Origin of the sequence: Vibrio sp. SCSIO 43135, from assembly GCF_023716665.1 — a bacterium.
Classification (GTDB): domain Bacteria; phylum Pseudomonadota; class Gammaproteobacteria; order Enterobacterales; family Vibrionaceae; genus Vibrio; species Vibrio paucivorans.
Genome location: NZ_CP071860.1, coordinates 957,713 through 971,859, shown reverse-complemented (window position 1 = coordinate 971,859; position 14,147 = coordinate 957,713). Strand labels below are relative to the sequence as shown.

Genomic DNA, 14,147 nt, shown 5'->3' with positions numbered 1-14,147 from the left:
TCCTATTTATTAATACATAACTGACAAGTGGAAATGAATAAGAAATATAAGCTTTTGTAGCAAAGATGTGACAATTATCCCCAAAATTGAATTAAACAAAAGTTTAATGTATTAACAACTAATTAATACATCACTGATATTTATATTTAAATAAGTAATTGAAAAATAACAATGAAAATTGATAATTTGAAAGTTATTGGTTTCCCAGTAAGCGTTGGTTATCTAAAAATTGAATAACACTTTCACTATATGAATTATCAATTGTTAATTCTTGGTGATAGCTTTGTTTGCTGATGAAACAGGAGGTTCACGAATGAAAACTATAACGAAACTTTCACTTGCCTTATCGCTAGCTTACGCAGGTTCAGCTGCAGCTTTAGATATCACTATTGGCCATGTCGATTCTCAAGACTGGACTATTTCTAAGAAAGGTGCCGCTACTCAAGTATTTAAAAATATCGTAGAAGCGGAATCTGGCGGAAAAATTAAGGTAAACATTTACCCATCTGGCCAGTTAGGCGGTGAGACAGAGTTACTTCAGTCTACTCAAGAGGGTATGCTGACGATGACGATGGTGTCTGGTGCGTACTCAAAACTATGTAAAGAAGCGAACGTACTAGAAATCCCATATCTATTCCCGTCTTCTCCAGTAGCATGGGAAGTGCTAGATGGTGAATTCGGCCAAGCACTTAATGAACACTGCTTGAAGCAAACCGGCTTGAGAAACCTTGCCTATGGTGAAACTGGTTTCCGCCACTTCACAAACTCTAAGCGTGAAATTAACACTCCTGAAGATCTACAAGGTCTAAAAATCCGCGTAATGACGACGCCACTCTATGTCGAGATGTTGAAGTCATTGAAGGCAGAGCCTACGCCAATCGCATTTCCTGAGGTTCCAGCTGCACTTACTACAGGTGTTATCGACGGACAAGAAAACCCAGTGAGTGTGATTAGTGCGAACAAGTTCTACGAGCTACAAAAATACATCACGCTTGATGGCCACGTATACAGTACCGATTTCCTATTAATGAATGACGACTTTTACACCTCTTTGAATGCAGAGGATCGTGCAATTATCGACCGAGCAGCAAAAGTCGCCGGTACAGTTGGTCGCGCTATTCAGCAAGTAAACTCTGCTGAAGGCCTAGAAACATTAGCTAAGAAGGGGATGAAGATTACTTCGCTAACCCCTGAGCAACAAAAACAATTCCGCGATCAAACTCAACCAGCTGTGATCAAATGGTTGGAAGGCACAGTAGATGCTAAGTGGATTGATGGTGCGCTACAAGCAGTAGAACAAGCGAATCAGTAAAGATCGTGCCGCAGTGCAGGGCGCTGCGGTACTTTCCCATGGAGAAAGGGAATTATGATTGAACAATACAAAAAGCTACTTGCTGTGCTTGCCGGTACATCACTGTTCACTCTCTTTGTTGTCATGCTTGTGACGACAATCTGCCGATACTTCTTCAACATCTCAATTCTTTGGGGTGAAGAACTCAGTAAGTATTCAATGATTTATGGGGTCATGTTCGCAACTTCACTTTGTTACCTAGAAGGGCTACACATCAAGTTTGCGGTGCTAGATACAATTAAATCAGCCAAGTTTCAAAAGACATTAGAAGTTGTTGTTGACCTATGTGTCTTGGCATCTTCAGTAATCTTAACCTGGTCGGCCTACCTGTTTGTTTCTAAACGTGGTGGGATTGAATCACCGGGTATTGGCGTGAATATGTACTACTTCCAGTCTGCTCTGATTGTTGGTGGTGTGTGCTTGTTTATCGCAGCGACTTTACGCCTGATTTCTCATGTAAAAGTGCCACGTTCAGAGCGTGAGCCAACGTTAACTCAAAGCGACGTATAAGGATTTACTATGCCATCTATTGCTTTAATGGGAACCATGTTGGTTTTCGGGGTGCCGCTTGTCTTTAGTATCATCCTTGCCATGTCATTTTATGTCACTAGCACGCCTATTTCGATTAGCTTAGTGGCTCAGCGTATCTTTAGTGGGCTTGACTCTTACTCAATTCTTGCGGTGCCACTGTTCGTGTTAGCGGGCGAATTAATGAACAAAAGCGGTATCACTAACCGCATTATCGATTTTGCTAACGCGCTGGTTGGCCACTTTAGAGGTGGGCTTGCACAAGTAAACGTATGGTCTTCGGTTATGTTTGCTGGCATCTCTGGTTCTGCTGTTGCAGATACATCAGCGCTAGGGCGAGTGTTTATTCCTCAAATGGAAAAAGAGGGTTACAGCAAAGAGTTTTCGTCGGCGTTGACTGCAGCATCATCTGTTATTGGGCCAATGATCCCGCCTAGTATTCCAGTCATCATTTACGCGCTAATCGCAAGTGGTGTCTCTGTTCCTGCACTATTCTTGGCAGGTATTGTGCCAGGCATCATGTCGGCAATTGCTTTATCCATTTTTGTGTTCATCTACGCAACTCGACACAACATTCGTAGCTCTGTTGTAAGACAAAGCCGCCGCAAAGCATTGGTGAAAGCGTTTATCCCGCTCACTATGCCAATCTTTATCCTTGGTTCGATTCTGTTGGGGATTGTTACTCCAACCGAAGCTGCTGCTTTTGCTGCCTTCTATGCATTAAGCGTCGGTATGTTTGTATATAAGTCACTGACGATTCGTGATTTACCTGAAGTGTTTATGCGCTCGATGCGTGACTCGTCGATAGTATTGATTTTAATTGCAGTAGTATCCGTTGCTAACTGGTTGCTGACGTTCTCACGTGTGCCTCAATACATCAGTGAGCAAATCTTAGCGACAATCAGCGATCCAATCATGTTCCTGATTATGGTGAACTTGATTTTGCTAGGGGTAGGGTTATTTTTGGAAGGCATAGCAGCGATGCTTATCCTAATTCCAATTTTCCACCCAATCGCGATGAGCTTTGGTATCGACCCAGTACACTTCGGAATAGTGGTGATCTTCAACCTAATGATTGGTTTGATAACACCGCCAATGGGCATCTGCTTATTCGTATCGAACACTATTTCAAAAGTTGGAATCGCAGCCATCTCGAAACAAGTTATTCCGCTGTTCCTGCTGGAGGTTGCGGTACTGTTCTTCATCACTTTCGTTCCACAAAGCGTGCTCTTCTTACCTAAATTATTCGGGTATTAGCGAGCCAACATGTCTGTAATAGAAATCTTCCTGCCGCTCGTGATAATCGTTGCGGCAGGCTTTGTGACGACTAAATTACGCTTTTTCTCCGACAAATTCATCGGTGACATTAGCAAGTTTGTTCTGTATTTCGCACTGCCATCAGTCATCTTTTCCGGCCTTACGCAAATGGAAATGAGCGACATCATCCAACCCAACTTCATGTTGGTTTACGCGATGGCAGGGTTGTCGTCTATGGCAATCGTAATCTTGATTACTCGAGGTTGGATGAAACGGTCTTGGCAAGATTCGTTTGTAAATGCACTGGGAAGTGGAATGCCAAATAGCGCATTCGTTGGTTTTCCTGTCGTATTGTCGCTTTTCGAAGGGCGCTACGTTGAAGCGTTCCTCATGTGCGTATTGGTAGAGAACTTAATCTTTATTCCTTTGTGCCTTGTATTGCTTGAGTTTACACAAAGCAACAATACGTCACTCAAGCGGCAACTAATATCTGTCGCGGCTAGGGTAGGAAAGAATCCTATTGTGCTCGCGATATGTGTATCCCTTGTCGTCAATATTGTGGGTTTACCGCTCCCCGACGTATTGATGAACAGTGTGGGCTCCATCGCCAACACTTCAATCGCATTGGCTTTGTTTGTGATTGGAGGGGCATTGGGTCAATCACTTAAATTTGAACAAAAACGCCGAATGGCGTTAGTCAGTACAGTCAAATTGGTGTTTTTCCCACTCGTGGCGTTGGCATTTATGAACATATGGCCTGTTCAAGGCGAGATTAAGTATGCGCTGTTGATCTTTAGTGCTGCACCTATGTTAACCATCTACCCAATGCTAGGTGCGCTCTATAAACAACAGCAGTTCTGTCTAAACACTCTCGTTGCGACGACGATTGCATCAGCACTGACGCTGTCGGTCGTGGTATCGATGATCAATCTATAACAATAAGTGAAAAATAAGGTCGAGAAACATGGAAAAAGTGAGAATCTCTGTCGCTGGTGCGGGACTCATCGGTAAAACTCATATTAAGCTTGTTGACGAAAACCCACACTGCGAGCTTGCCTCAATTATTGACCCATTCCCAGCGGCGCAAGAAGTCGCGCAGCAATATGGAGTTAAAGTCTATGCAAGCTTGGCTGAAGCCTTCGAGCAAGATAAGCCTGATGGTGTGATCTTAGCTACTCCAAACAAGCTTCACGCTATCCAATCTCATGAATGTATTGCCGCTGGTGTACCTGCAATCGTAGAAAAACCAGTAACGGACAGTATCGAAGATGCCATCGAATTGCTGAAACACGCTAAGCAAGAGCAGAGCATCATGTTGGTCGGACATCACCGTGCGTACAGCCCTTTGCTCGAAACGGCTAAAAAAGTCATCGATAGCGGTGAACTAGGTAACATCGTATCCATTATGGGCAGTGCTGCTTTCTATAAGCCAGATTATTACTTTGATGAAGGTGAATGGAGAAAAGTGAAGGGCGGCGGCCCAATCTTCATCAACATGATTCATGAAATAGGTAATCTTCGTCACTTGGTTGGTGATATCGTAGGGGTACAGGCATTAAGCTCCAATAGCACCCGAGAATTTGAAGTGGAAGATACAACGGTAATGTCGTTCCGCTTTGCAAATGGAACCCTCGGGTCATTCTTACTTTCAGATGCCTCTGCAAGCCCTCGTAGCTGGGAGCAAACCTCTCAGGAAAACAAATCGTACGCTACGTATGAAACCGAAGACTGCTATCACGTTGCTGGCACGAACGGCTGTTTGTCTATTCCAACGATGCAAGTGAAATCCTTTGGCTCGGATGTTACGCCATCCTGGTGGAACGCCATGGAGTCTCGCCAAGAACCAATTAACCGTGAAGACCCACTAAAACGACAGCTCGAACATTTCTGCGCATTGATTCGCGGCGACGAAACGACACCTAATGTCAGTATTTGGGATGGGCTACAGAACCTTCTCGTTATAGACGCCATCATCGAAGCGTGTGAGTCGGGGCAGTACGTACCGGTACGCGATGTCACGCCTTTAATTGGTTAGGAGGTAGGTATGAAATATTCAATCGCGACTGTGTGCCTTTCTGGCACGTTAGAGCAAAAAATGCATGCTGCTGCAAAAGCGGGCTTTCATGCGATCGAAATCTTCGAAAATGACTTAACCCAGTACCGAGGATCGGCGTCAGATGTCAAACGTATCGCCGACAGCCTAGGGTTAGAGATCCTAGTGTTACAACCCTTCCGTGATATGGAAGGGTTACCACCTGCGCTACGGGATAAAAAGTTCAAGATGATGGAGCGCAAGATGGATCTCGCGCATCAGTTGGGAACAAACCGTTTGATGATGTGCAGTAATGTTCATCCACTTTCATCGCCGAACGTACATCAATGTGCCGATGACCTACATACATTGGCTGAACTTGCGAAACGCGAAGGTATGCAGTTAGGCTACGAAGCATTGGCATGGGGCCGACACATTGCTGATTACGACGATGCATGGAACCTAGTCAAAATGGTTGATCATCCAAACCTCGGCGTTGTACTTGATACTTTCCACATGTTTGCACGTGGTAATACCTTAGATACGCTCAAGAACGACATTCCCGTAGAAAAAATCGCACTCGTTCAGGTTGCTGATGCTCCTAAAATGCAAATGGACATCTTGCAATACAGTCGACACTATCGCTGTTTCCCTGGGCAAGGTGATTTCCCAGTGATTGATTTCGTTCAGACGCTAAAAGACAAAGGCTACAACGATTACCTTTCTCATGAAGTGTTCAATGATGAATTCCGAGCATCCTCACCAATTGAAAAGGCGATTGATGGCGTACGTTCATTGAAGTGGCTTGAAGACCAAACTGACGAAGCGTTTGATGCTCCGAAAGTCAGCGATGTCAGCTTTATTGAATTCGCGGTGAAAGATCGCGAGAACAACCCGTTTACTGATGTAATCGAGTCGCTAGGTTTTAGTAAAACTCATTGTCATAAGAGTAAGAATGTCGACTTGTATCAAGCGGGTGATATCAACTTCATCTTCAACTATGAGAAGAACAGTAACGCGCAAAACTATTTAGACGGACACGGAGAAAGCGTGTGCGCTCTTGGCGTATTGGCCGAGGATTCAAACCGTCTGGTTGAGCTAGCGAAGCGATACAACAGTCCAACCATTTACCAAGCTAAGCAAGAAAATGAATTGGATATGCCGACACTAAAAAGTTCGAGCCAACTTCTGATTCACTTATTAGATGAAAATCAAGCAGAGAAGTTCTACGACGTCGATTTTGAGCGTGTTGCACCTCAGGTAGAAGAGAGCAGCAACTTTAAACGCATCGACCATATGGGGCAGGTTGTGTCACCAGAAACTCTGTTATCGAACTTGTTTTTCTACAAGTCAATCTTTGGCTTTGTACCTGAAGAAAGCTTTGATTTACCAGACATTAACGGCTTGATAACGAGTCGTACGATCAAAAGCCCGAACGGGAAGATTAAAATCGCATTAAACAGTACCAGTGCGAAACGTACGTCAGCACAGCGCTTCCTGAACGACTCAAACGGAGCAAGTATCAACCAGATTGCAATTGAATGTAGTGACATCTTTGCGGCTGGACGTTCATTATCGCCTATCTATCAGTTAAAGATCCCGAATAACTACTACTTAGATATTCAGGCTCAGTTTGATTTGTCGGATGAGTTTATTGCTCAGCTAAAAGAGAACAACATTCTTTATGCGGAAGACGATACTGGTAGCTTTTTACATTTTTATACCAAAGAAGTGAATGGCCTGTTCTTTGAGGTGGTTCAGCGTTTAGGTGATTATGCAAAATACGGTGAAACCAATGCCTTTATTCGCTTAGCGGCGCAATCATACCAAGGCTAACTAACCGCTAAACAAATGGGTTTTAATCCTTTTGCTGCACTTATAGGGCTCTTCTATAGTGCAGCTTTTTTTGTCTTTACGTAGCTAAAACTGACTGTAGAAATAGGGAGTAGACTAGTGATAGTAATAAAAAAGGCCAGCACTACGCTGGCCTTAACGTTTAATGGATTTTGCTAGAGTTTAAGCTCACAATTTACCCATTGTCCACCTTGCTGGTGAGACTCGACGGTTGCATCCGAGAAGCGAACTCCTGCAGCGCCACTTTCGACACGAGGAAATTGTAGCCAATCGTGTGGTGTTTCTAAGCCATCTTTGCGTGCCGCCACAGCGAGGGCAAATTCGGTGTATAAGTTTGCCCACGCTTCAAGAACACCTTCGGAAAAACCGCGAGCAAGGCGTGTACTGCGTTCTACTTGTGGGAACAGCTCTCCGCCTTGTCCACGAGTCAATACTCGATCAGCCTCACCAAACTTGCTGTACTTGAGACGTTCAGGGTATTCCATATCCCACTCAATTCCGCCTTTGTCGCCATAAACGCGTAAACGAAGCCCACCACGGTTACCAGAAGCTAGGCGGGTAGCCATGAGTGTGCCAGGGATAGCGTTGTCGTATTTAGTCATCATAATCACGGTATCTTCCAACGCCTTAGGCGCGCCACAAACGTGCATTTGCGCAAGAATGTCGGTCATAGGTAAGCCTGTTACAAACGTCGCAAGGTTCTGAGCATGAGTTCCTATGTCACCCGTACAGCTGGTGGAGCCACTTTTCTTTGGATCTAAACGCCATTTAACGTGCTCGGCTTGAGAAATATCCTCATTCATCATCCAATCTTGCATAAATTCAACATGGACTTGGTTGATTTTGCCTATATCACCACGTTCAACCATAGCTTTGGCTTGGCGGATCATTGGAAAAGCCGTGTTGACGAACGATACGCCAAATACCATTCCTGTTTGTTGAGTCAGACGAATCAACTCAGCGGCTTGGTCGATTTCATTGGTTAACGGTTTATCGCAAAGAACGTCAATGCCTGCTTCTAGAAATACTTTTGCAGCATCAAAGTGGAGGTGGTTCGGCGTGGTGATCATTACTGCATCAATACCATCATCACGTTGCGATTCTTTGTTGGCCATCTCTTCAAATGATGAATAGCAGCGGTCATCGTCTAAGTACCATTGTTGGCCTTTGGCTTTCGCTTTAACTGGGTCCGATGACAGAGCACCGGCTTTGATTTCCCAATAATCGCTTAAACGGGCCGCGGTTGATTGTGTGACTGAAATTCGCCCCCCACCAACAATGCCAAGACGTAAACGCCTAGACAAACGTGGAAATGGGCCGGAAAAAGTTAAATCGCTTGGTAGCAACTTTTCGGTCATTGGGGTGACTCCTATGCTGTTTCTAGTTGTTTGTTTGGATTTACTGCATTTTCAGGCTCCATTTCTAGCTCAATTGCCATGAAAATCCCTGGTGTAATGGTTTCATACTGGTGCCATGGGTAGTTACCATTGGCGTCATACATTGGTTTATGACTGGCACCCGGCGCGAGTGGATCTTCCAAATACAATGTCGAAATATCTTTTTCGAAGCACTGCTGCATTTTTCCGAATCCAACAATTTGAGTATGAATTTCTCGAAGGTGTTTAAAGCCGACGTGAGTTTGATGTAAGCCCACTTTCAAAGGCACACTGCCTGCGTGATACATAGAAAACGCAAGGTTGCCGATTTTTTGTTTAGGTGACATCCAAAAATCGATACCTTTAAGACGATCTTCACCACGAACATCGTAGGCTAGGGGCCAAGTCGTTTTTACCTCGGCCAACAGCGCTTGTTCGTCGGGATAGGCATCAAAGCCTTCAATCAGAAGAACTCGCTTCAAATCTTTTAGTGTCACGTTGCCTACTATTTTTGACTCATAGAATTCAAGGGCTTGAGTGTTAACATTAAAGGGTTCAGTCGCCAAGTTTAGTAGAATGGCTTGACCGGTAAGCTGGAAGTTAGCTTCACCTTCAATCAATGTGGCACTAAAAAATGGTTTACAAAAATCGAGTTGTGTAATGGCCATAATGTATCCTTAAGCGCTTGTGGCTAATGTGTGTGATTCAACCGTAGAGATTTCAATCGTGATGTCTTCTGAGTGAGGAAAATCTGTCGGTAGCAGGGTAGGCGTACTGCAGTCGGTTGAGATGTGTTCAAACTGACCAGATTGATTTGAACGGACGATCGACTCCATAATGTCACAAACGTGAAGGGCCATTTCACCGCTCGCTCTCGGAGCGCGTCCTTTAATTGCGGCATACGCGAGATCAACAAGGCCTAAACCTCGGCTGTCTTCGCTGAATCGATGCTGGTCATCTGCAACTGACCACGCTTCTAGGCCTTGTACTCGAGGTCGATAGTTCCAGCGGGCGGTCTCTTTGGTCTTATAGAGCACCTCACCACCAAAGATATTGGTGCCGTCTGTCGGATCTGGGTCGTTAATACACAGCGTTCCTTCGGTGCCGTAAATCTCTAGTCTAGGCAATTGCGAGTCCCAAACATCGAAACTGGTCATCATCATGCCAGTCACACCGTTCTCAAACTCCAATAGACTGTTGATGTGTGTATCGACTTCGACATCGATATACTCACCAGCCCGTGGTTTTGATTCAATTAAACGTTGATTGAACGATCGTTTCGCCATACCCGCGCAGCGTTTAACAGGGCCGAGTAACGCGATCATCGCTGTTAGGTAGTATGGGCCTAAGTCAAATAGAGGGCCGCCACCGGGCTTGTAATAAAAATCTGGGTTCGGGTGATGGCGCTCAACACCATGCGTACCGACAAACGCATTCACTCCAATAGGTTGGCCAATTAAACCTTCTTGGATTAGGCGTTGACATGTTTGAACTCGGCTGCCTAAAAATGTGTCCGGTGCATTGCCCACAAGCACATTGTTTTGCTTGGCTAACGCTAGGATTTCTTTTCCTTGCTCTAAATCAGTCACAAATGGTTTCTCTGAGTACACATGTTTTCCGGCTTTGACTGCTGCCAAAGAGATCTCGCCGTGTACCGCTGGGATAGTGAGATTGAGCACTGCATCAATAGACTCATCGTTAATGATTTCTTCCGGAGTGCAGACTTTTGCAATGTTGTATTGCTGTGCTTTTGCACGAGATTCTTCTATGTTGAGGCTGGCACAAGCTACGATATCAAGCACATCAAACCTCTGACTGGTTTTAAGGTAGATGTCACTTATTACACCACACCCAATGAGTCCAACTCTTAATGGTTTCATTTGTTCTTCCTTTGACTGTATGAATGGTGATTAGAGATTGTTTTGAGCTTGCTCGACTGAGCTTTGAGCCGATGTCATCCACTCCTTGTCGATACGGCTTGATAGCCAGCTGATCATTTTCGGTTGTGAGGCAGTTCGGAACGCTTCCAACTCTTTTTCGGTCAAGGTGGTGACTTGCATGCCGTTCTTCGTAAGCGTTTCGAGGCCTTGAGCAGAGTTGATTTGTTGAATAGCGCGGCCTACGGTACCGGCAACTTTAGCGGCACGATTAATGATGGCTCGGTCTTCATCAGATAATCCTTTGTAAAGATCGTCGTTGATCACGAGGAAATCTGCGCTGTACACGTGGCCATCTAGTGTGATGTGGTCTTGTAACTCATAAAGCTTCATTTCTACTATCACGCTGACCGGGTTTTCCTGACCATCCACCACTTTGGTGGTTAGAGCTGCAGGTAACTCAGGCGCCGAGATAGGCGTTGCTGTTGCTTTGAGTATTTTCATGAACTCAATAAACGATTGGTTTGGCATGACACGGATTTTCATACCTGCAAGATCTTCTGGCTTTTTGATGACTTTTTTAGAGTTGGTGAAGTGACGAAACCCTGTTTCTCCATAGGCGAGGGTACGAATACCTGTTTTTTCTAAACAGTGCTGTGCGAGTTTTTGCCCGAACGGACCGTCTAACACTTCCCACGCCACTGGTGATGACGGGAATAAGTATGGTATTTCAAGTACGGCCGCTTCTGGGCAGATTTTGGAAAACGAACCTGATACGATCGTCATGCCTACCATGCCTTCTTGAACAGATTGAAGTAAATCCGTTTCGCTTCCGAGTTGTCCGGAGGGGAAAATATCAACGGAGATGCGACCGGCAGACTCAGCTTCCACTAGGTTTTTGAACACTTGTGTTGCAGCCCCTTTTTTGGAGACTTGCCAGTTTTGTGAATCGACATGGCCGATACTGATTTTAGTTTCAGCGGCAAGTGCCGACTGGCTGAATGCGCAAGCAGCTAGCAGCGCTACGGCAGTTTTAGCGAGTTTCATTCTAATTTCCTTATTATATTCACGGTTCGTTATTGGATCTGTTAACGAGGTGTTAACAAAACTATGTTGAGTAAAATTTGTCCTAATATGAAATTCAAAATTAATGGCGAATATAAGGAATTGAGAGATTGTGGCGCCAAAAGACGTAAAGATACGTTGAAAAAAGTGGACGTTAGTTAGCAAAGAGAAGAACTAAAATAAGCAGGAAGGGTATTCAATAAATGAAAATAGGTGCATTACAGCACCTATTTATTTGAGGTTTGATTAATCTTCTAGCAAATATTTAATTGCTAGTGGGTAGCCTTTAGTACCCATGCCAATGATTGTCCCTGCTGCGACAGGTGAAATATAAGAGTGATGGCGGAAAGTTTCACGCGCATGGACGTTAGAAATATGAACTTCGATAACCGGTACGTCGACACCTTTAATTGCGTCATGTAACGCGATTGAAGTATGCGTATAAGCTCCAGGGTTGAATACCACACCGACACATTCGCCATTTTTAAATTCGACACCTGCTTTGTGAATAGCATCGATTAGGTGGCCCTCAGTGTTACTTTGAAAGCATTCTACTTCACAATCAAATTGTGCCGCGACTTGGCGACATTTTTCTTCGACATCTTTGAGTGTTTCATGACCGTATTGGCCGGGCTCACGCGTGCCTAATAGGTTGAGGTTTGGTCCATTTAGTACAAGTAGCTTTGTCATTGTTTTTGTCCTTAACGTAAATCTGAAAACTGATCTTTTCGAAACTGACTCAATTGGTCAGCGGCCAGATCAAGGCCGGTAAAGAGTTCAAATGCATCTGTGGCTTGATTGAAGAACAACTCAAAGCCGCTTAAGGTTGCAATTTCTTTGTGCTTGGCGGCAACTACAAACTCAGTGTCGATGGGCGTGTATACAGCGTCAAACAGCCATTGTTGTTGGTTAATCCACTCAGATGGGATTGGTGTACCAGGAAGACTGTAATGGCCAACTGGAGTACAGTTAACTAATCCGTCTGCATCCAACGCTCGTACTTTTAGTTGCTCTTGGCTTGTTGGTATATCAACAGACACATTATCATGTTCGAGCGTTTCGGCCAGTTGTTTTGCTTTCGATAGGTCGTGATCGTAAAGACTAATGTGCTTAGCGCCAAGATCCGACAAGCCTTTCGCAATCGCCTTACCTACGCCACCACAGCCAATCAACACCACATTACCTGGCTTCGCAACGCGAAAGGCTTTATAGGCTGCTATAAAACCTGAGTAATCGGTGTTGTACGCGACAATCATGCCATTTTTACTAACCAGAGTATTTGCGGCGCCGACTCGCTGCGCGGAACGATCGAGGATATCGGCTACTTCGATAGCCGTTTCTTTGTATGGGTAAGTGATATTGGCAGAGTCAATATGAGAAGTCAGTAATTGACTGGCTCGTTGCTTAAACTCTGTTGAACAACCACTGTCTATCGATTCCAAATGATAATTTAAATCAATATTTAATTGTTTAGATAAAGAGTTATGGAAATTAGGCGACTGTGATTTTGTGATGTTTTTTCCAAATAAGCAGCAACGAATCATAATACATCTCTCCGTGATATTTAATGTTACGTTAACAGAGCTAATTTACTTCACATAATTGTTTTTTCTTAACACCCATTCAATTTTGAACAAACTCGGTAGATTAAAGGGTTAGGGGATATTTAAGTCGCTGTAATTTGTCTTGGTTATCTCAAAAACTTATAGCAACGAAATAAATTGAAATAGTCGAACCATAATATTGCTCGATATAGTAATCGTAAATCAAAACAAAAAAGGAATGGATAGATGATTATCGATTGCCATGGACACTACACAACAACGCCTCCTCAAGTAGGTGATTACCGAGAAAGCCAAAAGGCAGCGTTGGCAAATGATCCAAACTACGTTGGTTCAAAAGGCACAATCCATATTAGCGATGACGAAATTCGTGAAAGTATTGTCAACAACCAACTGCGTTTACAAAAAGAGCGCGGCACAGACTTGACGATTTTCTCTCCAAGAGCAAGCTGGATGGGGCATCATATTGGCAACGAACACACTAGCCGTTTTTGGACTGAGCATCAGAACGACTTGATCCGCCGCGTGTGCGATCTATTTCCTAACAACTTTGCTCCAGTTGCTCAGCTTCCACAGTCTCCGGGTATTAGCCCTGAAAAATCTATTCCAGAGTTGGTTCGTTGTGTTGAAGAAATGGACTTTATCGGCTGTAACCTCAATCCTGATACGACAGGTGGTTTCTGGAAAGACGCTTCTTTGGGCGACCGCTCTTTCTATCCTCTGTATGAAAAAATGGTTGAGCTTGATGTTCCAGCAATGATTCATGTAAGCGGCTCGTGCAATTCTTGTCTACATACGACCACTTCATACTACTTGGGTGCGGACACGACAGCATTTCAACAACTAATGACTTCAGACGTGTTTAAAGATTTCCCTGAACTGAAAATCATTATTCCTCATGGTGGTGGTGCAGTGCCTTATCACTGGGGACGCTTCCGTGGTATCGCACAAGATATGGGGCTACCTCCCTTAGAAGAAACCGTACTTAAGAACATCTACTTTGATACGTGTGTCTATCACCAAAAAGGGATTGATCTGTTGCTCGACATTCTCCCGGCGGAAAACATCCTGTTTGCTTCAGAAATGATTGGTGCCGTTCGCGGTGTTGATCCGGAAACGGGTCATTACTTTGATGATACCAAACGTTATATCGATGCAAGTGACAAAGTCACTGATGCTGAAAAAGCACTTATCTTCGAGGGCAATGCTCGTCGTGTGTTCAGCCGTTTGAAAGTGTAGGAGTCG

13 protein-coding genes are annotated in these 14,147 nt (G+C 44.3%); 7 read left to right on the top strand and 6 right to left on the bottom strand.

Going from position 1 to position 14,147, the window contains the following annotated elements; translation table 11 throughout:
* Nucleotides 1–313 precede the first annotated feature (313 nt).
* The 6 genes from J4N42_RS18785 to J4N42_RS18760 are packed head-to-tail and all read left to right on the top strand — an operon-like array spanning nt 314 to nt 7,004.
* Nucleotides 314–1,312, top strand: a complete 999-nt coding sequence (locus J4N42_RS18785; protein WP_252030933.1) for a TRAP transporter substrate-binding protein — start codon at nt 314–316, stop codon at nt 1,310–1,312.
* 54 nt (nt 1,313–1,366) lie between these two features.
* Entirely contained in the window at nt 1,367–1,861 is a 495-nt protein-coding gene (locus tag J4N42_RS18780; protein WP_095664392.1) for a TRAP transporter small permease, read from the top strand.
* A 9-nt stretch (nt 1,862–1,870) separates the two neighbouring features.
* A complete protein-coding gene (locus tag J4N42_RS18775; RefSeq protein WP_252030932.1) occupies nt 1,871–3,136 on the top strand; it encodes a TRAP transporter large permease in 1,266 nt (421 codons plus the stop codon).
* Between the two features lie 9 nt (nt 3,137–3,145).
* The gene (locus J4N42_RS18770) at nt 3,146–4,072 is read left to right on the top strand and encodes an AEC family transporter (protein ID WP_252030931.1); all 927 of its coding nucleotides are present in this window, start codon (nt 3,146–3,148) and stop codon (nt 4,070–4,072) included.
* Nucleotides 4,073–4,100: 28 nt separating this feature from the next.
* A complete protein-coding gene (locus J4N42_RS18765) occupies nt 4,101–5,171 on the top strand; it encodes a Gfo/Idh/MocA family protein (protein WP_252030930.1) in 1,071 nt (356 codons plus the stop codon).
* 9 nt (nt 5,172–5,180) lie between these two features.
* Nucleotides 5,181–7,004, top strand: coding sequence for a bifunctional sugar phosphate isomerase/epimerase/4-hydroxyphenylpyruvate dioxygenase family protein (locus J4N42_RS18760; RefSeq protein WP_252030929.1), 1,824 nt, complete (start codon nt 5,181–5,183; stop codon nt 7,002–7,004).
* 173 nt (nt 7,005–7,177) lie between these two features.
* Here J4N42_RS18760 and J4N42_RS18755 read toward each other — a convergent pair whose 3' ends face one another.
* From J4N42_RS18755 to J4N42_RS18730, 6 genes are all read right to left on the bottom strand, one after another.
* On the bottom strand, nt 7,178–8,380 hold the full coding sequence (locus J4N42_RS18755; RefSeq protein WP_252030928.1) for a Gfo/Idh/MocA family protein: 1,203 nt from the start codon (nt 8,378–8,380) through the stop codon (nt 7,178–7,180).
* 11 nt (nt 8,381–8,391) lie between these two features.
* Nucleotides 8,392–9,066: a hypothetical protein gene (locus J4N42_RS18750; protein WP_252030927.1), complete on the bottom strand. Its 675-nt coding sequence runs from the start codon at nt 9,064–9,066 to the stop codon at nt 8,392–8,394.
* Between the two features lie 9 nt (nt 9,067–9,075).
* Nucleotides 9,076–10,278, bottom strand: a complete 1,203-nt coding sequence (locus J4N42_RS18745) for a Gfo/Idh/MocA family protein (RefSeq protein WP_252030926.1) — start codon at nt 10,276–10,278, stop codon at nt 9,076–9,078.
* Between the two features lie 30 nt (nt 10,279–10,308).
* Nucleotides 10,309–11,322, bottom strand: a complete 1,014-nt coding sequence (locus J4N42_RS18740; protein ID WP_252030925.1) for a DctP family TRAP transporter solute-binding subunit — start codon at nt 11,320–11,322, stop codon at nt 10,309–10,311.
* 264 nt (nt 11,323–11,586) lie between these two features.
* On the bottom strand, nt 11,587–12,030 hold the full coding sequence (gene aroQ, locus J4N42_RS18735; protein WP_065741916.1) for a type II 3-dehydroquinate dehydratase: 444 nt from the start codon (nt 12,028–12,030) through the stop codon (nt 11,587–11,589).
* Between the two features lie 11 nt (nt 12,031–12,041).
* Complete coding sequence (locus J4N42_RS18730) at nt 12,042–12,884, bottom strand: shikimate dehydrogenase family protein (protein WP_252030924.1); 843 nt, start codon at nt 12,882–12,884, stop codon at nt 12,042–12,044.
* Between the two features lie 246 nt (nt 12,885–13,130).
* Between J4N42_RS18730 and J4N42_RS18725 the strand changes: the two genes are divergently transcribed.
* Entirely contained in the window at nt 13,131–14,141 is a 1,011-nt protein-coding gene (locus tag J4N42_RS18725; RefSeq protein WP_065741914.1) for an amidohydrolase family protein, read from the top strand.
* Nucleotides 14,142–14,147 lie beyond the last annotated feature (6 nt).

What these genes read in the sequence shown, in the direction of transcription:
- J4N42_RS18785 (WP_252030933.1), top strand. Translation starts at nt 314, where the DNA reads ATGAAAACTATAACGAAACTTTCACTTGCCTTATCGCTAGCTTACGCA.
- J4N42_RS18780 (WP_095664392.1), top strand. Translation starts at nt 1,367, where the DNA reads ATGATTGAACAATACAAAAAGCTACTTGCTGTGCTTGCCGGTACATCA.
- J4N42_RS18775 (WP_252030932.1), top strand. Translation starts at nt 1,871, where the DNA reads ATGCCATCTATTGCTTTAATGGGAACCATGTTGGTTTTCGGGGTGCCG.
- J4N42_RS18770 (WP_252030931.1), top strand. Translation starts at nt 3,146, where the DNA reads ATGTCTGTAATAGAAATCTTCCTGCCGCTCGTGATAATCGTTGCGGCA.
- J4N42_RS18765 (WP_252030930.1), top strand. Translation starts at nt 4,101, where the DNA reads ATGGAAAAAGTGAGAATCTCTGTCGCTGGTGCGGGACTCATCGGTAAA.
- J4N42_RS18760 (WP_252030929.1), top strand. Translation starts at nt 5,181, where the DNA reads ATGAAATATTCAATCGCGACTGTGTGCCTTTCTGGCACGTTAGAGCAA.
- J4N42_RS18755 (WP_252030928.1), bottom strand. Translation starts at nt 8,380, where the DNA reads ATGACCGAAAAGTTGCTACCAAGCGATTTAACTTTTTCCGGCCCATTT.
- J4N42_RS18750 (WP_252030927.1), bottom strand. Translation starts at nt 9,066, where the DNA reads ATGGCCATTACACAACTCGATTTTTGTAAACCATTTTTTAGTGCCACA.
- J4N42_RS18745 (WP_252030926.1), bottom strand. Translation starts at nt 10,278, where the DNA reads ATGAAACCATTAAGAGTTGGACTCATTGGGTGTGGTGTAATAAGTGAC.
- J4N42_RS18740 (WP_252030925.1), bottom strand. Translation starts at nt 11,322, where the DNA reads ATGAAACTCGCTAAAACTGCCGTAGCGCTGCTAGCTGCTTGCGCATTC.
- aroQ (WP_065741916.1), bottom strand. Translation starts at nt 12,030, where the DNA reads ATGACAAAGCTACTTGTACTAAATGGACCAAACCTCAACCTATTAGGC.
- J4N42_RS18730 (WP_252030924.1), bottom strand. Translation starts at nt 12,884, where the DNA reads ATGATTCGTTGCTGCTTATTTGGAAAAAACATCACAAAATCACAGTCG.
- J4N42_RS18725 (WP_065741914.1), top strand. Translation starts at nt 13,131, where the DNA reads ATGATTATCGATTGCCATGGACACTACACAACAACGCCTCCTCAAGTA.